This is a genomic window from Brevibacterium renqingii, from assembly GCF_017808095.1.
Lineage (GTDB): Bacteria > Actinomycetota > Actinomycetes > Actinomycetales > Brevibacteriaceae > Brevibacterium > Brevibacterium renqingii.
This window is the reverse complement of the sequence record NZ_JADBHG010000001.1, coordinates 270,817-292,826: the sequence shown is the minus strand read 5'-3', so window position 1 is coordinate 292,826 and position 22,010 is coordinate 270,817. Positions and strand designations below refer to the sequence as shown.

The 22,010-nt window shown below is 67.5% G+C and carries 19 protein-coding genes; 15 read left to right on the top strand and 4 right to left on the bottom strand.

The features are described from left to right. Positions 1-4: 4 nt before the first annotated feature. Positions 5-1,729: a hypothetical protein gene (locus IIE29_RS01320; RefSeq protein WP_343071753.1), complete on the top strand. Its 1,725-nt coding sequence runs from the start codon at positions 5-7 to the stop codon at positions 1,727-1,729. Between the two features lie 26 nt (positions 1,730-1,755). Here the strand turns inward: IIE29_RS01320 and IIE29_RS01315 are convergent, their stop codons facing one another. Both IIE29_RS01315 and IIE29_RS01310 read right to left on the bottom strand, forming a co-directional pair. Beyond that, positions 1,756-2,148: a hypothetical protein gene (locus tag IIE29_RS01315; protein ID WP_209324089.1), complete on the bottom strand. Its 393-nt coding sequence runs from the start codon at positions 2,146-2,148 to the stop codon at positions 1,756-1,758. Positions 2,149-2,237: 89 nt separating this feature from the next. Next, positions 2,238-2,588: a hypothetical protein gene (locus tag IIE29_RS01310; RefSeq protein ID WP_209323391.1), complete on the bottom strand. Its 351-nt coding sequence runs from the start codon at positions 2,586-2,588 to the stop codon at positions 2,238-2,240. A 113-nt stretch (positions 2,589-2,701) separates the two neighbouring features. On the opposite strand from IIE29_RS01310, the gene IIE29_RS01305 reads away from it, so the two are divergent. The 10 genes from IIE29_RS01305 to IIE29_RS01260 all read left to right on the top strand — a co-directional run bounded on the left by IIE29_RS01305 (position 2,702) and on the right by IIE29_RS01260 (position 15,712). After that, positions 2,702-3,913, top strand: coding sequence for a cysteine desulfurase family protein (locus IIE29_RS01305; protein WP_209323390.1), 1,212 nt, complete (start codon positions 2,702-2,704; stop codon positions 3,911-3,913). Further along, the gene (mnmA, locus tag IIE29_RS01300; protein WP_209323389.1) at positions 3,910-5,130 is read left to right on the top strand and encodes a tRNA 2-thiouridine(34) synthase MnmA; all 1,221 of its coding nucleotides are present in this window, start codon (positions 3,910-3,912) and stop codon (positions 5,128-5,130) included. Before IIE29_RS01305 ends, mnmA begins: the two co-directional genes overlap by 4 nt. 112 nt (positions 5,131-5,242) lie before the next feature. Beyond that, a complete protein-coding gene (locus IIE29_RS01295) occupies positions 5,243-7,267 on the top strand; it encodes a S9 family peptidase (RefSeq protein WP_209323388.1) in 2,025 nt (674 codons plus the stop codon). Beyond that, positions 7,260-8,384 carry a uroporphyrinogen decarboxylase/cobalamine-independent methonine synthase family protein gene (locus IIE29_RS01290; RefSeq protein WP_246475634.1) on the top strand — a complete coding sequence of 375 codons (1,125 nt, stop codon included), beginning with the start codon at positions 7,260-7,262 and terminating at the stop codon, positions 8,382-8,384. Before IIE29_RS01295 ends, IIE29_RS01290 begins: the two co-directional genes overlap by 8 nt. Further along, positions 8,381-10,549, top strand: coding sequence for an NAD-dependent DNA ligase LigA (ligA, locus tag IIE29_RS01285; RefSeq protein ID WP_209323386.1), 2,169 nt, complete (start codon positions 8,381-8,383; stop codon positions 10,547-10,549). The genes IIE29_RS01290 and ligA overlap by 4 nt, the downstream gene beginning before the upstream one ends. A 127-nt stretch (positions 10,550-10,676) precedes the next feature. After that, on the top strand, positions 10,677-11,075 hold the full coding sequence (locus IIE29_RS01280; RefSeq protein ID WP_209323385.1) for a hypothetical protein: 399 nt from the start codon (positions 10,677-10,679) through the stop codon (positions 11,073-11,075). Between the two features lie 122 nt (positions 11,076-11,197). Beyond that, the gene (gene gatC, locus IIE29_RS01275; protein ID WP_209323384.1) at positions 11,198-11,503 is read left to right on the top strand and encodes an Asp-tRNA(Asn)/Glu-tRNA(Gln) amidotransferase subunit GatC; all 306 of its coding nucleotides are present in this window, start codon (positions 11,198-11,200) and stop codon (positions 11,501-11,503) included. 1 nt (position 11,504) lies between these two features. Then, positions 11,505-13,007, top strand: coding sequence for an Asp-tRNA(Asn)/Glu-tRNA(Gln) amidotransferase subunit GatA (gatA, locus tag IIE29_RS01270; RefSeq protein ID WP_209323383.1), 1,503 nt, complete (start codon positions 11,505-11,507; stop codon positions 13,005-13,007). Continuing rightward, a complete protein-coding gene (gatB, locus tag IIE29_RS01265; RefSeq protein ID WP_209323382.1) occupies positions 13,004-14,485 on the top strand; it encodes an Asp-tRNA(Asn)/Glu-tRNA(Gln) amidotransferase subunit GatB in 1,482 nt (493 codons plus the stop codon). Before gatA ends, gatB begins: the two co-directional genes overlap by 4 nt. A 192-nt stretch (positions 14,486-14,677) precedes the next feature. Further along, on the top strand, positions 14,678-15,712 hold the full coding sequence (locus IIE29_RS01260) for a hypothetical protein (RefSeq protein WP_343071752.1): 1,035 nt from the start codon (positions 14,678-14,680) through the stop codon (positions 15,710-15,712). A gap of 61 nt (positions 15,713-15,773) precedes the next feature. Here the strand turns inward: IIE29_RS01260 and def are convergent, their stop codons facing one another. Beyond that, the gene (gene def / locus IIE29_RS01255; RefSeq protein ID WP_209323381.1) at positions 15,774-16,346 is read right to left on the bottom strand and encodes a peptide deformylase; all 573 of its coding nucleotides are present in this window, start codon (positions 16,344-16,346) and stop codon (positions 15,774-15,776) included. Between the two features lie 370 nt (positions 16,347-16,716). Here def and cysK point away from each other — a divergent pair, with 370 nt between their 5' ends. Next, positions 16,717-17,643: a cysteine synthase A gene (cysK, locus tag IIE29_RS01250; RefSeq protein ID WP_209323380.1), complete on the top strand. Its 927-nt coding sequence runs from the start codon at positions 16,717-16,719 to the stop codon at positions 17,641-17,643. Between the two features lie 179 nt (positions 17,644-17,822). Then, a complete protein-coding gene (epsC, locus tag IIE29_RS01245; protein WP_209324087.1) occupies positions 17,823-18,509 on the top strand; it encodes a serine O-acetyltransferase EpsC in 687 nt (228 codons plus the stop codon). Positions 18,510-18,658: 149 nt separating this feature from the next. Here the strand turns inward: epsC and IIE29_RS01240 are convergent, their stop codons facing one another. Then, positions 18,659-19,600 (bottom strand): hypothetical protein, encoded by a 942-nt coding sequence (locus IIE29_RS01240; protein WP_209323379.1) that lies wholly within the window; start codon positions 19,598-19,600, stop codon positions 18,659-18,661. Positions 19,601-20,124: 524 nt separating this feature from the next. On the opposite strand from IIE29_RS01240, the gene IIE29_RS01235 reads away from it, so the two are divergent. Both IIE29_RS01235 and IIE29_RS01230 read left to right on the top strand, forming a co-directional pair. Further along, positions 20,125-21,300: an LLM class flavin-dependent oxidoreductase gene (locus tag IIE29_RS01235; RefSeq protein ID WP_209323378.1), complete on the top strand. Its 1,176-nt coding sequence runs from the start codon at positions 20,125-20,127 to the stop codon at positions 21,298-21,300. Then, positions 21,297-22,010 (top strand): CE1759 family FMN reductase, encoded by a 714-nt coding sequence (locus tag IIE29_RS01230; RefSeq protein ID WP_246475633.1) that lies wholly within the window; start codon positions 21,297-21,299, stop codon positions 22,008-22,010. Before IIE29_RS01235 ends, IIE29_RS01230 begins: the two co-directional genes overlap by 4 nt.

The window sequence follows — 22,010 nt, the reverse complement described above, 5'->3', positions numbered from 1 at the left end:
CTCTGTGGTCGGCACCGACGAGATCACCGAGACTCCCGGGTTCAAGGTCGACGACGGCGCCTATGCTGTCGTCCTCGACGAGGCGATCGTGCCCTATTCGGGTTCGAGCGTGACCGTGACGGCGAAGAACTCGAAGGGCACGGAGCTCTTCATCGGCACCGCCAACGGCGTCGACGCCGACAGCTACCTCGACGGGGTGGCGCAGGAGCAGATCAGCGATGTCTCCTTCCCGAAGGAAGCCGAGCATCGCTTCCTCCCCGGACAGTCGAAGCCGGAGGCGGCCATCGCCGAACGCGATTGGTGGATCAGCCAGGATGCGGGGAAGTCGGTGGCCAAGACCTTCGACCTCGACGCGGAACCGCAGGTGCTCGTCATCGCCCCAGCGAACGCCGATGACGATCTCGAAGGAACGACGGTGAGTCTGAAGATGCGCGTCAACGGTGTGCTCGGACTCAGCCTGCTCGGCGTGGCCCTGGGCATCATCCTCGCCGGATTCTGTGTGTTCTTCTTCATGCGCTGGTGGCAGTCGCGCATCCGGCCGCCCAGGAAGGACGTCGACCGCACCGGCACCGGGAACACCGGTGGCGGCAGCGGCGGTTCGCAGGGTGAAGACCAGCAGACACCGACCGACCGCACGGACCGCGCTGCGGCTGCCGACCAGGCCGGTCCGGAGACCCAGCCGATCTCGACGGTCGAGCCGGGTTCGACCACCCCGGTGCCGCCTCGGCGACGGGACCTGCGCAACCGTCGCTCACTGCGCGCCGTCACGGCCGCGACTCTGGGCACGGGGCTCGTGCTCAGCGGCTGCACGAGCATGCCGATCGCCAAACCCAGCCAGCCGGACACCACCCCGTACGAACGCACCGCGCTGCGGCCGGGCGAAGCCGGGGAGTTCATGACGAACTACACCGAGGCACTCGACAAGACGCTCGGGGACGAGGGGGCCGACCTCGACAAGATCCAGGCCGCGCCGCTCATCGAGCGCACTCGCGCCCAGGTCCAGATCGCGGACAAAGCCAAGCAGAAGCTGCGGGCGCCGAACTTCACCGAGGTCGTCGCCGGCAGCCCGAGCTTCACCGAGTACCCGATGTGGTTCTACGCCTTCGGCACCGCGGACAAGAAATCCACCGACGGCGACAAGCAGCTGACCCAGGTGATGCTCGTGACGCGGGAATCGGCCTCGAGCGATCCGCTCGTGCGCTCGTCCTCCTACATCCCCACCGATCAGATGCCCAGACTCATGGCCGATGACCGCGGCGCAGTCGAGCGGGGGCCTGAATCATTCGACGAGGAGATGGATTCCTCGGCCGACGAGGTGGCCTCCTACCTCGTGGACGGCAAGGCGAAGTCGGGGTCGCCCGAAGGACTCAAGGAAGGCGGGTTCAAGGGATTCCGCGGCTACCTCGACGGGCTGCGGGACAAGGACTCCGGCTTCGACAAGGTCGATGTCGACTGCAAGCCCTATGACGATCTCGCTTTCCAGGACATGACGCTGAGCACGGAGAACGGTGCGATCGGCATGGGCGAGGTCCGCTGCACGCTGACGATCAAGGTCCCCACCGACTATGCCCTCGATCTCGGTGACACCGTCGAAGCCGTGAAGACCAATGACAAGGACGGCGACACCGTGAAGGTCGACACCGCGCACCCCTATGTGCTGATGAAGACCGGGGAATCGCTCACGGCTGTGGCCACAGACTGGAACGTTCTGTCCTCGCGCGTGGAATGAGCGAGAGGCCGGGTCCGGCAGGAACGTCAGCCCTTCGCCGCCCGGCGGCCCACGTGGACCAGCCACCAGAGGCCGATGAGCGGCAGGACGAGGGGGATGAACCCGTAGCCGCTGCCGAAGTTCGACCACACCGAAGGCTTTGCGAAGTCCTCGGGGTGGGTGTGGCTGAGGATGCCGACGACGATGACGCCGAGGAACTCGATACCGCAGGCGGTCAGGGCGATCCGGTGTGCGACGCGGTTGCCGATGACCAGGCAGATCGTTGCGAGAATGTAGATGACCGCGGCCAGCGCCGACAGTGAATAGGCGATCGGGGCGACATCGAATTCGCGGATGAGCTGATAGCCCGCCCGTGCCGTGGCCGAGAGCGCGAAGACACCGTAGACGGCGGTCAGCGCCCGGCCGGGACCGGTGTGCATCGCCGAATACGGGGTGCTCGTCCGGGTCTCCTCTGCATGGGCATCGTTCGCCGAGGCCGCGCCGGCCCCGCCGAATCTGCTGCGTCTCTTCACTGCCAAATCTGGTCCAATCTCTCGATCATCACGACCACCGTCAGTCCCGCCGCGGCGAGCACCCCCGGCCCCCACCGACTGAGTTCGGCGAACGCCCAGAAGCCGGCCAGGCCGATGACGAGGATCGCGGTGATCACGTAGCCGAAGTAGAGCAGGGGATCGACGTCATGGGCGGATCCGAAGGTCGCGATCGAGAGCACGAGCTGCACGATGAGCAGCAGCAGGAGCAGCGCGGCGGCTGCCAGCAGCGCCTTTCCTGCTGGTCTGTTGCGGATGGTCTCGACGATCGACCACACGGTCAGGACGCCGGTGACGGCGTAGAGGACGATGGTGAAAACGGTGAACACGCGCCCCAGTTTAGTCGCCATCGGAGGCGAGGCCGCAGTTCCGCGGACGTACCCGGCGGGTGAGATGCCGCACGATCCTGGCCGAAGCCGGGCTCACCCCCTAAAATTGCAGGGTGCCCATCTATCTCGACCACGCAGCCACCTCGCCGATGCCCGCCGAGGTGCTTGACGTGTACACCAGGGAGCTGGCCCGCCGGGCCAATCCCTCGGCTCTGCATGCGGTCGGACAGGCCGCTCGGATGCGCATCGAAGAGGCCCGCGAGGACATCGCCCGAGCGGTCGGTGCGGCCACCTCGTCGGAGGTCATCTTCACGTCCGGAGGCACCGAGGCGGACAACTTCGCGCTCAAGGGCCTCTACCTCTCACGCAACAGCGGTTCCTTCGACGCCCCGCTGCGGCCCCGCGTGCTGACGACGACGATCGAACACCATGCCGTCCTCGACTCCGTGGAGTGGCTGGCCGACTTCGGAGCCGAGATCGTCTACCTCGACGTCGACTCCTCCGGACGCCTCGACCTCGAGTCGTCCCTGGCTGAGCTGCGCCGGGAGCCCGAACGCACAGCACTCGTGAGCGTTATGGCCGCGAACAATGAGATCGGCACTCTGCAGCCGATCCGCGAGATCGGTCAGGCGGCGGCCGAACTCGGCGTGCCCTTCCACATCGACGCGGTGCAGGCACTCGGACAGATCCCACTGGACTTCGCCGAGTTCCGGGCCACCGCCATGACGATCACCGCGCACAAGATCGGCGGTCCCGTCGGCATCGGTGCTCTCCTGCTCGACCGTTCTGCCGCTCCGACGCCCATCCTCCACGGCGGGGGGCAGGAGCGCGGAGTGCGCTCGGGCACCCTCGACGTCGCCGGAGCCGTGGCCTTCGCGGCAGCTGTCGACCTGGTCACACGTGATCTCGAAACACGAGCGGCACGGCTGTCAGGTCTGCGCGACCGCCTCATCGCCGGCATCGAATCCGACGTCGACGGAGCCGTCCTCTCCGGCCCGCGCGGTCAGGGCCGCCTGCCGGCCAACGCCCACTTCACGTTCCCCGGCTGCGAGGGGGACTCGCTGCTGTTCGGTCTCGACGCCCGCGGCCTGGCCACCTCGACGGGTTCGGCCTGCTCGGCGGGAGTCTCCCGCCCCTCGCACGTGCTTCTGGCTTGCGGGATGGACGAGGACGCTGCCCGGTCCGCCCAACGCTTCAGCCTCGGTCACGACACCACCGAGAACGATGTCGATGCCCTGCTCGCGGCCCTGCCCGAGGTCGTCGAGCAGGCACGCCGAGCCGGGATGGTCTCGGCAACACCCCGATGGATGCAAGGAGCATCATGAGAGTACTCGTCGCCATGTCCGGCGGAGTCGACTCGTCCGTGGCCGCGGCGCGCGCCGTCGACGCCGGCCACGAAGTCGTCGGCGTTCACCTGGCCCTGTCCCGCATGCCCGGCACCCTGCGCACGGGCTCGCGCGGCTGCTGCACGATCGAAGACTCCCGCGACGCCCATCGGGTGGCCGGGATGCTCGACATCCCCTTCTACGTCTGGGACTTCTCCGAGAGGTTCAAGGAAGACATCGTCGACGACTTCATCGCCGAATACGCGGCCGGGCGGACCCCGAACCCCTGCATGCGCTGCAACGAGCGCATCAAGTTCGCCGCCCTCCTCGACCGGGCGCTGGCCCTGGGCTTCGACGCCATCGCCACCGGCCACTATGCCGAGGTGCTGCGTGATGACGATGGGAAGCCCGAGCTCCACCGCGGTGAGGATCTGGCCAAGGACCAGTCCTATGTCCTCGGCGTGCTCACCTCCGACCAGCTCGAACACTGCTACTTTCCGATCGGTGCCACCGCTTCGAAGGCCGAAGTGCGCGCCGAGGCGTCCGAGCGCGGCTTCTCCGTGGCGAACAAGCCCGACTCCTATGACATCTGCTTCATCCCCGACGGGGACACGAAGGCCTGGCTGGCCGACAAGATCCCCATGCGGCCGGGCCTGATCAAGGACGCCGAAGGCGAGGTGCTCGGCGAGCACGACGGTGCGATGACCTTTACGATCGGACAGCGCAAGGGCCTGGGCATCGAGAAGCCCGCTCCCGATGGAAAGCCGCGCTTCGTCACCGGCCTCGACCCGGCCGCGAACACGGTCACCGTCGGTTCGCGCGCCGATCTCGCCGTATCGCATCTGACCGGCATCCGCACCTCCTGGGCAGGTTCGGCACCGGCGGACATGGGACGGAGTCCGGAATCCGCGATCGACTGCGAAGTCCAGATCCGCGCCCATTCCGACCCGGTTCCGGCCCGTGCCTGGCTCGGCGAGTTCGTCGCCGAGGTGCCCGAGCACGAAGCGAATCCCGTCGTCGACGAGGTCGAGGTGCCCGCTGCCCGCCCTGCCGGACAGCTCATGCACGTCGACGTCGACGAAGAGCTCTCGGGCGTGGCGCCCGGGCAGACCATGGTCATCTACCGCGGCACCCGCGTGCTCGGCCAGGCCACCATCGACTCCACGGCGAAGGACCACGTCGGCCCGCAGCGCGTCGCGGCCCGCCTCGGCTCCTGAGCCGGCGCCGGCCGTCCTGCCGCCGAACGTCCAGCCGCGGACCGGGTGCGGCCGCCGACCGTCCAGCCACGGACCGGTCCCGGGCGACAGGGCATGACGATACGCTGAGGACATGAAGGAATCTCCCCAAGATGTCGTCACGGCACCTTATGGAACCTGGACGTCACCTCTCAGCGCCGTCGAGGTGGCCGCCGGTGCCACGCCGATCTTCGACGCGGCCTTCCGCGGGGACGAGATCTTCTACTCGACGAAGATCCCCGCCGAGAAGGCCCGCACCGGACTCGTCCGCACCTCGCTGTCGCGCCCCGGAGCCCGCGAGCAGATCCTGCCGGCCGGCTTCAACATCCGCTCCGCCGTCCACGAATACGGGGGAGCGGCTTGGGCGCTGGATCCCGGCAGCGAGGTCATCTACTTCGTCAACGCCGCCGACCAGCGGGTATGGCAGATCATTCCCGGCAGGGCGCCGCACGCCCTGACCCCGGACACCTCGGGGAGGATCCGCTACGGGGACCTGCACATGACCCCCTGGGGGCTGCTCTGCGTGCGTGAGGACTGCCGGTCCACCCGGCGCGAACGCGCCATCGTCCTGCTGACCAAGCACGGAACCACGAACGTGCTGTCCACGCACTCTCACTTCATGGCCTGGCCGCGACTCTCACCCGATGGCAGCACCTTGGCGTACATCGGCTGGGAACACCCGAACATGCCCTGGGACGGCACGAACCTGTGGCTGATCGATGTGCGCACGCCTGCCACACCCGCCGCAGCAGTGCTCATCGGCGACGCCGTCGAACGGCCTCTGCACGCCCCGCCGAGCCTGCCGACACCGGCGGACGGGGGAGTCTCACTCCTGCAGCCGGAATTCACCTCGGATTCCTCGCTCCGCCTCATCTCCGACCACCGGGGACACTGGACGCTCTACAGCCTCGACTTCGCTCCTGTGGCCGCGAGTCCCATCGTCACGGACGCCTCCCATGCTCCGGCGACCACGGAGATGGGGATCGAACAGCTGCGGCCCGTCCTCGACACCGGCATGGAGATCGGCGCTGCTCTGTGGCAGCTCGGCGCCAAGTGGCACCTGCACGACGGTGACGAGGTCTGGGCGCACGCCCAGGCGGCGACGGCCGCACTGGTGCGCTGTCGGCTCACTGACCGCACCTGGGCGACGGTCGCTCCGCCGGGGGAGACGTTCGGCACGATCGAACTCCTCGACCTCGGCCGCACCCACCTACTTATGACGGCCAGATCGACGACGAGAACCGGCATCCTCTATGCCGTCGACCGCGCCACCGGGCAATTCACCGAGATCGCCGGAGAGCGGCTCGACACCCATCAGGGCTGGTACTCCCGTCCCCGTGTGGGCGAACTTGGGGGAGTCCCGGTAGTCATCCACCCACCGCACAATCCCCGCTTCGCCCCTGTCGAGAGCGAACTGCCGCCCTATGTGGTCTCGATCCACGGCGGACCCACGGGACAGGCGACGCCGGAGATGTCGGCGCGGACGAGCTTCTTCACCTCCCAGGGGATCGGCGTCCTCGAAGTCAACTACGGCGGTTCGACGGGCTTCGGCCGAGCCTGGCGCGACCGTCTGCGCGGGCAGTGGGGAATCGTCGACGTCGAGGACACCGTGGCCGCCGTCGAGGGGCTCATCGCCGCTGGGCTGGCCGACCCGAAGCGCATCGCGATCTCCGGATCCTCCTCGGGCGGGTGGACTGTGCTCTCGGCCCTGGCCTCGACGGACGTCTTCGCCTGCGGCACCTCGTACTTCGGCGTCACCGACCTCCTGCGTTTCGTCGTCGACACCCACGACTTCGAATCCCACTACATCGACGGCCTCGTCGGACCGCTGCCCGAAGCCCTCGACGAATACACTCGCAGGTCGCCGCTGCGAAGAGTCAGCGAGATCAGCGTGCCCGTCGCCGTCATGCAGGGAGACCGCGACCCGATCGTCCCGCCCTCACAGGCCCAGGAATTCGTCGATGCACTGGAGCTGGCCGGAGTGGAGTACATTTACCGACTGTACAAGGGCGAATCCCACGGGTTCGTCCGCGCCGAGACCATCATTGATTCCCTGGAAAGCGAGTTCGGATTCTATGTCGACGTCTTCGGAATCCCGCGCGGCGGCCGCCATGGCTGAGCCAGGCGAGCCCGTCCCGACCGAGGGGCCTCCGACCACTGTGCTCCCGGCCGCCACGACGACCGGCATCTGGCTGCCCGCAGCCCGCGACCGGCGTGACGGCTACATCGCGACGAGCCCGGTCCGCGAAGCGGCCGCGGCCGCCTTCGACATCCTCGCCGAGGAACTGCCGCCGGTGCCGCTGACAGCCCATCTTGCCGAGGGCCGGTGGGGCGCCGACGCCATCGGTCGGGCCGCCGGCCTGATCACGGACCTGCATGTCGACCTCACCTCCTTCGGCTGGCGGCTGACCGCCTCGGCGGGCAAGGACGAACGACTCGAGGACTCGGCGCTGGGGGAGGCCTTCGACGCGATCGCCGAATACGGCCGATCGCGTCCCGGCCAGGTCCAGCTCTCTCTGCCGGGACCGTGGACGCTGGTGACCGCCCTGAGTCTGAGCTCCGGGGCGCGAGTGCTGGGCGACCACGGAGCCCGTCGCGATGTCGTCCAGGCCTATGCCTTCGGCATCGCCGCGTTCACCGAGAAGATCGCCGCCCTGGGCATGCAGCCGACCGTCCGCCTCGTCGAGTCCCGCCTGGACCCGGTCCTCACCGGCACCTGGCCCTCGGTGTCCGGATGGCAGAGCCTGCCGGCGATCAGCGAGACCCAGGTCTGGGCCGCCCTCGAATCCACATTGCGCCACCTGCCGCCGACCGTGCTCAGCCTGCCGAACCTCGCGCCCGTGCACCTGCGCGGCAAGGAGATCGCAGCCGCCGAGGCGCTCCGAAGCACCGGAGCGCGTTCCGTGTCCGTGCCCGTGGACGGCCTGAACGCACACAGCTGGGAACAGTTGGCCGTCCTCGCCGAGGCGGGCCTCGGGATCTGGCTCCACCTGCCCGCCGGTTCCGGCCGCCGCCCGGACGCGGTCAGCCATTGGGTCGAGCGCCTCCGCACCCCGTGGACGCGCATCGGCATGAGGGCGAGCGATCTGCGCGGTTTCGGCATCGTCGCCGGACTCGAACTGCCGATGACTCACCCACCGCTGCTGGGGGTGGCGAACGAGACCGACCCGGACGACAATCGGGGAACCATGACCATCGCCGCGGGTCTGCGGCGCGCCCTTGAGGAGATCGAATGACTGCGACACCGGAGAACGCGGATCTGTCGGATGCGGCCGAACGCGCCCAGGCCCACGCCCAGCTGACTCAGAAGATCGAGGAGTACCGAGCCGCGTACTACCAGGACTCCCTGCTCGTCTCCGACGCCGAGTACGACGAACTCGTCCACCGTCTCGAAGACCTCGAGGCCAGCTACCCGGAACTCGTCACGGACTCCTCACCGACGCAGACCGTCGGCGGCATCGTCGACACCTCGACCTTCGACCCGGTCGAGCACATCGGTCCGATGTACAGCCTCGACAACGTCTTCGACTTCGAGGAGCTGAGGGCCTGGTACGAGCGGGTGCGCACGGCCACCTCGGCGAAGTCGAAGTTCCTCTGCGAGCTCAAGATCGACGGGCTCGCCGTCAACCTGCTCTACCGGGACGGCGAACTCGTCCGTGCGGCCACACGCGGCGATGGACGCATCGGCGAAGACATCACTGCGAACGTGCGCACCATCGACGACGTTCCCGACAAGCTCGACACCGACTACCCGCCCGCCGAGGTCGAGATCCGCGGCGAGGTCTTCTTCCCCGTGGAGGAGTTCGGCGAACTCAACGCCGCCCTCGTGGCCGAGGGCAAGTCCCCCTTCGCCAACCCGCGCAACTCCGCGGCCGGATCGCTGCGGCAGAAGGATCCGGCCGTCACCGCGCGCCGGCCCCTGCACATGCTCGTCCACGGCATCGCCGTGTGGGCCCCGGCCGATGATTCGCATCCGGAACCGGCCCAGCAGTCCGAGGTCTACGAGCAGTTCCGGTCCTGGGGGCTGCCCATCAGCGACTACTTCAAGGTGCTCGAGACGATCGACGAGATCGAGGACTTCGTCTCCTACTACGGCGAGCACCGTCACGACGTCACCCACGAGATCGACGGCATCGTCATCAAGATCGACGACATCGCCGTGCAGGAGACTCTCGGCTACACCTCACGCGCGCCGAGGTGGGCGACGGCCTTCAAATACCCGCCCGAAGAGGTCACGACGAAACTCCTCGACATCCAGGTGCAGGTCGGCCGGACCGGACGGGTCACCCCGTTCGCGGTGATGGAGCCGGTGACCGTGGCCGGATCGACCGTCGAGCGCGCCACCCTGCACAACGGGCACGAAGTCCGACGCAAGGGCGTGCTCATCGGCGACACCGTCACCCTGCGCAAGGCCGGAGACGTCATCCCCGAGGTGCTCGGACCCGTCGTGGCTCAAAGAGACGGCAGCGAGCACGAATTCGTCATGCCCACGCACTGCCCCTCGTGCGGAACGAAGCTCGGGCAGCAGAAGGAGGGGGACAAGGACCTGCGCTGCCCGAACTCTCGGTCCTGCCCGGCCCAGCTGGCCAACCGCATCTTCTACCTCGCCTCCCGCGCCGCATTCGACATCGAAGCCCTCGGCGAGGAGGCCGCACTGGCACTGACGGCCCCGGCCGAACCTGAGACACCGCCCTTGACGTCCGAGGCCTTCCTCTTCGACCTCACACCCGAGGATCTGAAGGATGTGAAGATCTGGCGGAACAAGAAGGACAAGGGCGTCGAAACCGGAGAGCGGGAGCTCGTGCCCTACTTCTTCACACGCGGGACAGCGAAGAAGCCGAGCGCGCCGAGTGCGAACACGAACAAGCTCTTCGACGAACTCGACAAGGCCAAGGACCAGGACCTCTGGCGCGTTCTCGTGGCCCTGTCGATCCGCCACGTCGGCCCCACCGCCGCGCGGACCCTGGCGACGAAGTTCCGCACACTCGACGCCATCCGAGCCGCCGAGCTCGACGAGCTCTCCGCGGTCGAAGGCATCGGTCCGACGATCGCTGCGAGCATCCGCGACTGGTTCGACGTCGACTGGCATGTCGAGATCGTCGAGGCGTGGAAGGCAGCCGGGGTGCGCATGGAGGACGAAGAGGTCGAGTCCGCGGCTCAGACTCTCGAGGGGCTGACGATCGTGGCCACCGGCTCGCTGAGCACCTTCACCCGCGACGGCATCAAGGAGGCGATCCTGTCGGCCGGAGGCAAGGCCGCGAGCTCGGTGTCGAAGAAGACCGACTACGTCGTCGCAGGGGAGAACGCCGGATCGAAGTTGGACAAAGCGGAATCGCTCGGCGTGCCCGTGCTCGACGAGGACCGGTTCCGGACCTTGCTGGACACCGGCAGCCTCGACTGAGTCGCCCGAGCCCTCGCCCGAGCCGCATCCCGGTCGGAGCTGCTCGCACTGATTCGTGGTCGGACGTGGAGACTGATCACAGCCGGAGCCAAGTGGAAGGACAGCTTCGGCTGGGAAAGTGGGGGACATGACATCGATCTCCCGGCTGATCGCCGGCACTGCCGTCGTCCTCGCCGCCGTCCTGGCCGCCGCTCCCGTCACCGCAGGCGTCGCCGACCAGCTGATCAATCCGGGTCAGCAGCCGACGAAGCGGGTCTCGTCCCAGACGACGACCGGCCAGCCGATGGCCGCGGGCGGGGTCCTCGCCGATGCCGCAGCCGAGGCGAGCGGGAGCCTCGAAGAGGCGGCGGCCCTCGTGGCCGAGACGGCCACCGATGCCGAAACACGAGTGAGCGCACTCGCCCGAGACCTGCAGGTCGGCGTCGACGCGGGAGAGTTCTCGCAGACCGATGCCGAGCGCGTCCTCAGCGACATCTCGAGCTACATCCGAGGCGAACGCACCTGGCCCGAGCGCTCGGTCGCCTGACGTGCCCTGATCCATCCGTTCCCGAGCCCTGCCTCGGCGAAGCTCACACCGCACCCGCCTCGGGCGGTCCGCCGAAGAGATTAGACTGGGGTGTCAGTGTTAACGTCGATGAAAGGCAGGGAATGACGGAGTCCTCCGCAATCACCCCCGAACAGGTGGAGCATCTGGCTTCACTGTCTCGGATCGCCATGAGCGAGGACGAGCTGAAATCGCTCGCCGGTGATCTGACCACAATTTTGGGAAACGTCGCCAGGGTCAATGAAGTGGCCGGTGACGATGTGCCCGCAACCAGCCACCCCATCCCCTTGACGAACGTCATGCGCCCCGATGTCGTGGGCCCGACGCTGAGCAGCGAGCAGGCTCTGGCCGCGGCCCCGGCCGCCGCCGATGACAAGTTCCTCGTCCCGCAGATCCTCGGGGAGGAATGAGATGCCCGAACTGACGAACTCCAGTGCCCTCGAACTCGCCGCAGGACTGGCCTCCGGCGAGTTCTCTTCGGTCGAGGTCACACAGGCCCACCTCGACCGCATCGCGGCCACCGAGGACGACTTCAACTCCTTCATCACCGTCACCGACGAGCTGGCCCTGGACACGGCGAAGGCCGTCGACGCCAAGCGCAGCGCCGGTGAGGACGTCCATGCGCTCGCCGGTGTGCCGGTGGCGCTCAAGGACCTCGTCGTCACCGAGGGCGTGCGCACCACCGCGGGCTCGAAGATGCTCGAGAACTGGGTCCCGCCCTACGAATCGACCGTGCACAGCAAGATCAGGGCCGCCGGCCTGCCGGTGCTCGGCAAGACCAACCTCGACGAGTTCGCGATGGGATCGACGACCGAGCATTCGGCCTTCGGCAACACCCGCAACCCGTGGAACCTCGACCACGTCCCCGGCGGGTCCTCCGGCGGCGCTGCCGCCGCGCTCGCCGGATTCCAGGCTCCGCTGTCCGTGGGCACCGACACGGGCGGGTCCGTCCGCCAGCCCGCAGCGTTCACCGGCACCGTCGGCGTCAAGCCCACCTACGGTTCGATCTCGCGCTTCGGCATCATCGCCATGGCCTCCAGCCTCGACCAGGTCGGTCCGATGGGCCGCTCCGTCGCGGATGCGGCGGCCCTGCACGAACTGCTCGCCGGACACGATCCGCTCGACTCGACCTCGCTGCCCGACGAGGTGCCCGGATTCCTCGACGCCGCCCGGACCGGCGAACTCAAGGGCAAGAAGCTCGGCGTCATCAAGCAGCTGCGCGGTGAGGGGTACCAGGACGGGGTCCGCGATGCGTTCTCCGCCGCACTCGAGGTCGCCGCTGCCGCCGGCGCCGAGATCGTCGAGGTCGACTGCCCCGCCATCTCCTACGCTCTCGACGCCTACTACCTCATCATGCCCTCCGAGGTGTCCTCGAACCTGGCCCGCTACGACGGCATGCGCTACGGGCTGCGCGTCGAACCCGAAACCGGCCCCGTCACCGCCGAAACGGTCATGTCGGCCACGCGTGCCGCCGGTTTCGGCGACGAGGTCAAGCGCCGCATCATCCTCGGCACCTATGCGCTCTCGGCCGGGTACTACGACGCCTATTACGGTTCGGCGCAGAAGATCCGCACGCTCGTCCAGAACGACTTCGCCGAGGCCTTCGCCTCCTGCGACGTCCTCGTGTCGCCGACGGCGCCGACGACCGCATTGGAGTTCGGCGCCGAGGCGGCCGCCGATCCGATGGCGCTCTACTTGGGCGACGTGGCCACGATCCCGGCGAACCTCGCTGGCATCCCCGGCCTGTCGCTGCCGGCAGGACTGTCCGAGGGACTGCCCGTCGGATTCCAGATCCTCGCTCCGGCCCGCGAGGACGTCAGACTCTACGAGGTGGCCGGACCGCTCGAGGCCGCACTGGAATCGGCCGGCGGCCGCGTGCTCGACACCCTTGCGGAAGGACTGGAAGCCAAGTGAAATACGAAGACGCGATCAAGAAGTACGATCCGGTCATCGGCATCGAGGTCCACGTCGAGCTCGGCACCGCGACCAAGATGTTCGATGCCGCCCCCAACACCTTCGGCGGGGGACCGAACACGAACATCACCCCAACCTCGCTCGGCCTGCCCGGCTCCCTGCCCGTGGTGAACGAGAAGGGCGTGGAGTATGCGATCAAGATCGGCCTGGCACTGGGCTGTGAGATCGCCGAGACCTGCCGCTTCGCCCGCAAGAACTACTTCTATCCGGACGTGCCCAAGGACTTCCAGACCAGCCAGTCCGATGAGCCCATCGCGGCCGAGGGCCAGGTCGAGGTCGAACTCAGCGACGGCACTCTCGTCACCGTTCCCGTCGAGCGGGCGCACATGGAGGAGGACGCCGGCAAGAACACCCACGTCGGCGGAGCGACCGGACGTATCCACGGCGCCGACCACTCCCTGGTCGACTACAACCGCGCGGGTGTGCCATTGGTCGAGATCGTCACCCACCCGATCACCGGAACCGGGGAACGCGCCGCCGAGGTGGCCGCCGCATACGTCCGGACGCTGCGCGACATCTTCCGCGCCCTCGACGTATCCGAAGCGCGCATGGAGCAGGGCAACGTCCGCGCCGACGTCAATGTGTCTCTGCGCGAGAGCCCGGACGCCCCTCTGGGAACCCGTACGGAGACGAAGAACGTCAACTCCTTCCGCTCGATCGAACGCGCCGTGCGTTTCGAGATCGCCCGCCAGGCGACCCTCCTCGAGGCAGGGGAGAAGATCGTGCAGGAGACACGGCACTTCCATGAGGAGTCGGGGGAGACCTCCTCGGGACGACCTAAGTCCGATGCCGATGACTACCGCTACTTCCCGGAACCGGACCTCGTCCCGCTGCAGCCCAGCCGCGAATGGGTGGACCGGCTGCGGGAGACTCTGCCCGAGCTGCCGGCGCAGAAACGCAGGCGGCTGCTCGCGGAGTGGAAGTTCTCCGACCTCGAGATGCGCGATATCGTCAACGCCGGTCTCCTCGAGGCCATCGAGGACACCGTCACCGCCGGAGCGAAGCCCTCCGCGGCACGGAAATGGTGGACCGGTGAGGTCGCCCGCCTGGCCAACCAGGAGGACAGGCATCCCACTGAGATCGTCACCCCTGCCCAGGTCGCAGGGCTCGTCGATCTCATCGGGCAGGGCAAGCTCAACGACAAACTGGCCAAGGAGGTCCTGTCCGGGGTCGTGGCCGGTGAGGGCGAGCCCGCCGAGGTGATGGACGCCCGCGGCCTCGAGATCGTCGAGGACACCGGAGCGCTCGAGGCCGCCGTCGAAGAGGCCATCGCGGCCAACCCTGACGTGGTCGAGAAGATCAAGGGCGGAAAGATGCAGGCCATCGGCGCGCTCATGGGGCCGATCATGAAGGCCACCCGCGGCCAGGCCGACGCCGGCAAGGCCAAGGAGCTCATCCTGGCCAAGATCGGAGTCTGAGCACCGACTCGGTCCTGATCCGCAGCTGAGCGCAACTCAGGATTGATCCAGCCACACCCTCTAGACTGTGCGAGCAAAGGGAGCCGCCCGGCTCCCGAGCACAGCGGAGGGTGTGGCTGTTCGCATTCTCCGACGACCACGGTCGGCTGCGACCGAACCGTGAGCGTGCGCCACACGCGTGGAGGTGAAGCGGTGTCTGAGTGGAAGTCTCTGTGGAGAAGCGAGTGCGGGAAGACGGCCCCGATCTATCGAGTCCTCGTTCCCGAGAGCGTCAACGAGCACGTCATCCGTGCTTGGAACGCACGTGGATACCGCTATACGGCAGGAGCGCCGAGCGCGATCATGCTCACTGGCGGGATGAGTCGGAACTTCTTCCGCTCGAGCGTCCTGTTCAAGGGCGGCACCGCGGCGGGAACTGCCGCGACCGCCGGCTTCGTCGCACCCGGGGGGCTGGCGCTGCTCTCGGGATTCGGCGACGCCGCGCTGACCTTCGGCGGCATGGGCGCGGCCACGGCCCTGGGCACCGGGATCTTCGCCGCCGTGACCGGTCCCAGATATCTGCGTGATCCGAAGCGACTGAGTCGGAGGAACCGACGCAAGGTCTCCGGCGCCCGCTGGATCACGCCGGCTGGCCTCGGATACATTCCCGGCCGCGGAGAGGGACGCGACACCGATGAGCAGCGCCTGTTCCACCTGGCGGTGATGATCGCGCGCAAGATCGTGCGCACCCGTGCATGGACCCACCCGATCCTCAGAGACCACGTCTCCCGTGTCGATCTCGATCATGCCGTCGCCTCCATCGGCGTGCGTCTGCAGGAGCTCGTCGGACTGCGGGAGGAGATCGAGGGCATCCGCGACTCGGGCACCGCGAAATCGGTCGAAACGTATCTGTCCAAACTCGCCGTCGCGTTCTCCTCGATGGCCCGCCGGGTCGAGTCGATGCACGAATACTACGAGCGGCTGACCGAGCTCGACCAGCAGCTCATGCTGCTGCACAACTCCGAACGCTCACGCGAACTCGGCGACCGGGTGCTCGACGTGCTCTCCCGCACCGCCGCCGACAATTCGGCCGACTGGCAGTTCCGGGAGCTGCGCATCGACGCGGAATCGCAGTCGTCGATCATCACCGGACTCGTCGCCGAACTCGAACAGACGGCCGATGACTTCGACGATTTCGACACCCGCCTGGCGGCGGCGCAGAGATCCGTGGACGAACTGGAGAACTAGAGAGCACGGCAGCCGAGGGGTCGACTTCCGCGCACCGAGTGGCAGCCGAGGGGCCGGCGGCTCAGTGCCCGAACGGGTCGGGATCGACCCCCGGCATCCATGATCGGCCCGGCTGGTCATAGCCATGGGCGGCCTGCGCCCTCTTCCACTTCTTCGACCAGCGCCTGTCGAGCCGGTCGACGTAGAGGGTCCCCTGCAGGTGGTCGTACTCGTGCTGCATGATGCGGGCGAACCAGCCCTGAGTGCTCAGCGTCACGGGCCGGCCCTTCTCGTCGACGCCGTTGACGGTGACACGCTCGGCGCGCTTGAGCGGGAAATCGAGGCTCGGCACCGAGAGGCAGCCCTCGGTCTCCTCGTCCGGGTCCGGCCGGGTGTCGGGGACCTTCGAGGCGATGAGGACGGGATTGACGAAGGTGCCGCGACGGCGCACACCATAGTCGTCATCGGCGTTGAAGACGAAGATGGCCTTGCCGACGCCGATCTGCGGGGCGGCCAGGCCGACGCCGTTGCTGGCGTCGAGAGTCTCGTGCATGTCCGCGATGAGATCTGCGAGCTTCTCGTCGAACTCGGTGATCTTCTCCGCGCGTCGGTGCAGAACGGGCTCGCCGTAGACGACGATGGGATGAATAGCCATGAGGACAATCGTATCGGTGTCCTCTCAGCCCTTCGTCGCCCGCGACGCCGCTGTCCTTGCGACCGGCCGCAGGCGTGTGCAGACGAGCCTGATTGCTCAGCGGTCGAACCGGTGGGACTCGCGAGTTCGGGCGGAGGGAGGCACTGATTCCGGGAGTATGACGCCGGAAGTCGGAGATTTTCGCCGCCAGCGAACAGAGATTGTTGAGCAACAGATCTGGGAACATGCTCGGGGTCGGCGTGGTTATGATGAGAGCAAGCCGTCTCGGACCACGAGATGAAAGCCGTCGCTCACCCCTGCCGGCGCAGGTCTGCCGATCGGTGAGAGGCCTGTGGCGGCAGGTGCACACAGAAGCCTGAAAGGACTCACTTTGACTATCTTCGACAACGTCTCCGACCTGGTCGGCCGGACGCCGCTGATCCGCGTCAACAAGGCAAGCGAGCGTTCCGGCGCCGAGATCGTCGCCAAGCTCGAGTCGTACAACCCCGCGAACTCGGTCAAGGACCGCATCGGCGTGGCGATGATCGACGCGGCCGAGAAGTCCGGAGAGCTCAAGCCCGGCGGCACGATCGTCGAGGCCACCTCGGGCAACACCGGCATCGCCCTGGCCATGATCGGCACTTCGCGCGGCTACACGGTCAAGCTGACCATGCCGGAGTCGATGTCGAAGGAGCGTCGCGCCCTTCTGCGCGCCTTCGGAGCCGAACTCGTCCTCACCGACAAGTCCGAGGGCATGAAGGGAGCCGTGGCGAAGGCCGAGGAGCTGGCCGCTGACGGTGCGGTGCTCGTGCGTCAGTTCGAGAACGAGGCCAATACCGCGATCCACCGCTCCACCACCGGTCCCGAGATCCTCGCCGACACCGATGCTCAGGTCGACGTCTTCGTCTCGGGAATCGGCACGGGCGGAACCATCTCCGGTGCCGGTGCGGCGCTGCGCGAGGCCAACCCTGATGTTCGCATCGTCGCTGTCGAGCCCGCCGCCTCCCCGCTGCTGTCCGAAGGCACCGCCGGACCGCATGCGATCCAGGGCCTCGGTGCGAACTTCGTGCCCGGCATCCTCGACACCGAGATCTACGACGAGGTCGTCGCCGTCGAGAACGATGCGGCCGTCGATCGCGCCCGCGATGTCGCCAAGGAGGAGGGTCTGCTCGTGGGGATCTCCTCGGGAGCCGCCCTCGTCGCAGCCGAGGAGGTCGCCTCACGGCCGGAGAACTCCGGCAAGCGCGTGGTCGTCATCCTCCCCGACTTCGGTGAGCGCTACCTGTCGACACCGCTGTTCTCCGAGTACCTCGACTGAGCCGACGGCATCGGTCGTGGGCTCCTGTGAGCCAGCGGCCGAGCGCGAGGGCGTCAAACTCCGGTTTGGCGCCCTCGCTGTCTCGGAATCTCCGACACTCGAACGGGCTTGGGACAGGCAGGCGGGGCGTCTCGGACGGGCGCGGACGCGGAAGACGACGATGAGCAAGGACGGACATGATGAAGGCACTGTGGACGGCGGCCGCTGCGGCCGCGGGCGCGGCGGTATACGGGCTCAGCCGCCCGGGAGTGCGAAAGACACTGCGTGAGGACCTCGAGACGGTGCGCAGGCGCGATCCTGCAGCCCGGAACGACTTCGTCTCCCTCGTGTCCTACCCCGGTATGCACGCGATCTGGGCCCATCGTGGTCTGCACCGGCTGTGGCAGCACGATCTCGGAAGGGTGCCCGCCCGCCTGATGTCCCAGGCCGTGCGCACCCTGACCGGGGTGGAGATCCACCCCGGCGCACGGATCGGCCGTCGCTTCTTCATCGACCACGCCAACGGGGTCGTCATCGGCGAGACTTCGGAGATCGGCGACGACGTCATGCTCTACCACCAGGTCACACTCGGCGGCACGTCGATGGAGCAGACGAAGCGCCACCCGACGATCGGCGATCATGTCCTCATCGGCGCAGGGGCGAAGATCCTCGGGCCCGTGACCGTCGGCGACAACTCCGCGGTCGGGGCCAATGCCGTCGTCGTCAAGGATGTCGCGCCTGATTCGAGTGCCGTCGGCATCCCCGCTGCCGTGCGTCCGAAGCGCAGTCGCGTCGCAGCCGGGTCCTCGGGCGGACAGCACGGCGAAGGGGCGGCGTCCTCGAAGTATGCGGATTTCGAGCTGGTGGACCCCGCCCTCTGGATCTGATTCCGGTCCCGCCCTCTGGACCTGATTCCGATTCCGACTCCTCTTCCTCTGGGTCACATCTCGTCAGACGCCGCTGCGGTGTCTCCTGCGGGTGGATCCACCGCGATTGCGGACGAGGATTCACGGTGGATCCACCCTCAGGAGACCGGTCAGCGTGACGAGGATCGCTCCGCGATGCAGTGCCTGAGGCGCTTTGCGAACGAGGCCATGTCGCTGCGCTTCGCCACACGCAGCAGCACCCAGCCCTCCGCTTCGAACAGTTCTCTGCGGCGGATGTCCTGCGCGTACTGGGCGGGGGAGGTGCGGTGCTGGTCGCCTTCGTACTCGATCGCGATCCGCAGCTCGGGGTAGCCGAGGTCCGGGTGGAGCACGCAGTCGTCGATCGGACTGTAGACGGCGGGATGGACGACCGGTTCCTGGAACCCGCAGCCGATCAGCCATAAGCGCAGCCAGGATTCCTGCGGCGAGTCGACCGTCTCGCGCATGAGGGTGAGCGCCTTCCGCACTTTGCGGCGGTGGGCAACGCGGGGAAGCGCGGCGATCTCCTCTCGCAGCCGCTCGCGGGTGATGTACGGTCCGCTGGCCTGCCTGCCGATTGCGGCATCGCCGACTGTCACGAGCTCATTGAGGCTGAGCAGCGGTGCCAGGGTGGCGATGACGCGCGGAATGGTGGCCAGCGGCAGCCCCAGGAGCTCGACCCACTCGGTTCGGAGCGTCGCCGGTCTGCGGACGACGAGGCCGGGCCGGCTGATGCGAAGATTGCGCGAGGCCGTGGCCACATGGATGCTCTTGTCTGAGATATGGCTCGGCAGCGGAAGGCCGTACAGACGCGCCGCTGTCAGGTGGTCCGCGGCCAGGCTGGGATAGAGCATACGGATGCCTGTCATGCGCACCCAGGTCTCGAGCCATCGGTGATCCGCCCAGCGAGGCGCCGGCACGTCGGTCAATGACTCGGTGTCGACCCAGATGCCGCGGAAGATCTGGCTGAAGCGGTGACGGTCCGCCAGTGCGTAAGCAGTGATGCCCCGTCGCCTGGCTTCGGAGGCCGTGAAGGGCAGCGGTACGGGTCTGAAATCGACGGTCTGATTCATCGTTTTCCACATACTCTCAAGGCTCCTCTTCCTGGGAGCGGAAGCCGAGGAGGGGGACGAGGCTGTGCACAGCGCGCTGTTGCCCACAGGATCGTGCACGCGAGTCGATCTCCGAGAATCCGGGCGGCAGGTTCTTTTGATGAGGATCTGCCCACAGGCGAATACGTACGAGTGGTCTTCTCGACGGCACTGCGAACGTGCGGCCGCGCTGTGCGGAGGCGACCGCGCATCGGCTGGTGGAGGCGCCTGGGCATCGTCTGTACGGAGGCGCCTGGGCTGCGGCTGGTTGAGTGCCAAACCGAAGTGCCTCGTCTCCTGCGGGCGGATCCACTTCGAAATCCCGTGCTGGATCGCGGCGGATCCGCCCGCAGGAGACGAGTCACCGCACGCAGGAATACTTTCCATGGGCAGTCTGTTAAGCTTTCAACTAGTTACTTCAAAATTGAAGTTAGTTGGAGGCGGGGTCCAGCCGGGCCACCAGGCCGCAGCCGTCGCCTCACCTGCAGCGAACAGAAGGAGCAGCCATGGAATTCGGAATCTTCACCATCGGTGATGTCACCAGCGACCCCACCGACGGCACCACCGTCACAGAGAACCAGCGCATCAAGAACACGGTCGAGATCGCGAAGAAGGCCGAAGAGGTCGGACTCGACGTCTTCTCCACCGGTCAGCACCACAACCCGCCGTTCGTCGCTCCGGCCAATCCCGCCGTCCTGCTGTCGAACATCGCGGCCCAGACCGAGAAGCTGCACCTGACGACTTCGACGACGCTGATCACCACCACCGACCCGGTGCGCATCGCCGAGGACTACTCATACGCCCAGCACCTGTCCGACGGTCGGCTCAGCCTCATGATGGGACGCGGCAACACCGGTCCCGTCTACCCGTGGTTCGGCAAGGACATCCGTTCGGGCATCCCGCTGGCGGTGGAGAACTACAATCTTCTCTATCGCCTGTGGCGGGAGAAGAACCTCGACTGGGAGGGCAAGTTCCGGACCCCGCTCAATGGGTTCACGGTCACCCCGTGGCCGCTCGACGACGTTCCGCCCTTCGTCTGGCACGGATCGATCCGCAGCCCCGAGATCGCCGAGCAGGCCGCCTACTACGGCGACGGGTTCTTCCACAACAACATCTTCTGGCCGACCTCGCACACCGCAAGGATGGTCCAGCTCTACCGCCAGCGCTACGAGTACTACGGCCACGGCACCGCCAGCCAGGCGATCGTCGGCCTCGGAGGACACATCTTCATGCGCAAGAACTCGCAGGACGCGGTGCGTGAGTTCCGTCCCTACTTCGACAACGCGCCGGTCTACGGCCACGGTCCGAGCCTCGAGGACTTCTCGACGCAGACCCCGCTGACCGTCGGCTCGCCGCAGCAGGTCATCGAGCGCACCCTGAGCTTCCGCGACTGGGCCGGGGACTATCAGCGCCAGCTGTTCCTCATCGACCACGCCGGAATCCCGCACAAGACCGTGCTCGAGCAGCTCGACCTGCTCGGAGAGGAGGTCATCCCGGTCCTGCGCGAGGAGTTCGCGAAGAACCGTCCCGCCGACGTCCCCGAGGCGCCGACCCACGAATCGCTGGTCCTCCGCCATCGCGAGGGCCGCGACCCGATCCCCGGAGGAGGCCCGGGATCACGTGCCTTCACCGACCGCGAGCAGGCCCGTGCCGCCGAGAAGTCAGGAGCTGATCAGGCATGACCGGACAGACCATGAAGGTCGTGGCCGTGACGACCTCTCTGAGCGAGGACTCGACCACACTCAAACTCACGGACAGGATTCTCGCCGGGCTCACCTCGGTGGGGGAGTCGGTGGGCATCGAGGTCGCCACGGAGAACATCAACATCCGCAACCTCGCCTCGGCGCTGACGGACATGACCCTGACCGGGTTCCGCTCCGAGCAGCTCGAGACGGTGTTCGCGACCGTCGCCGAGGCGGACGCCGTCGTCACCGTCTCGCCCGTGTACAAGGTCGCTCCGGTGGGGCTGCACACCCTGTTCTGGCAGCTCATCGACGAGAAGGCACTGGCGAACAAGCCCGTGCTCATCGCCTCCACCGGAGGCACCCCGCGTCACTCCCTGGCCGGGGAGGCCGCGCTGCGGCCGATGCTGTCCTACCTCAAGGGGATCGTCGTGCCGACCACGGTCTTCGCCGCGACCGACGACTGGGGCTCGATGGAGGGCGGGCGTGCGCTGAGCGCCCGCGTCCGCCAGGCCGCCGAGGAGCTCGTCTCGCTGACCTCGACGATCATCGGCGCTTCGCGAGATGATCTCGCCGAGGTTGCCGATGGCTCGCACTCCGAGCCGGTCTCGCGTCGTGCCGGAGGCGCATCCTCCGGCGCCGTCCGCGGCGTCGACGACGAGTTCGATCCGGATCGCATCACGCCGTTCGCCCAGCTGCTCGAGGGCTGA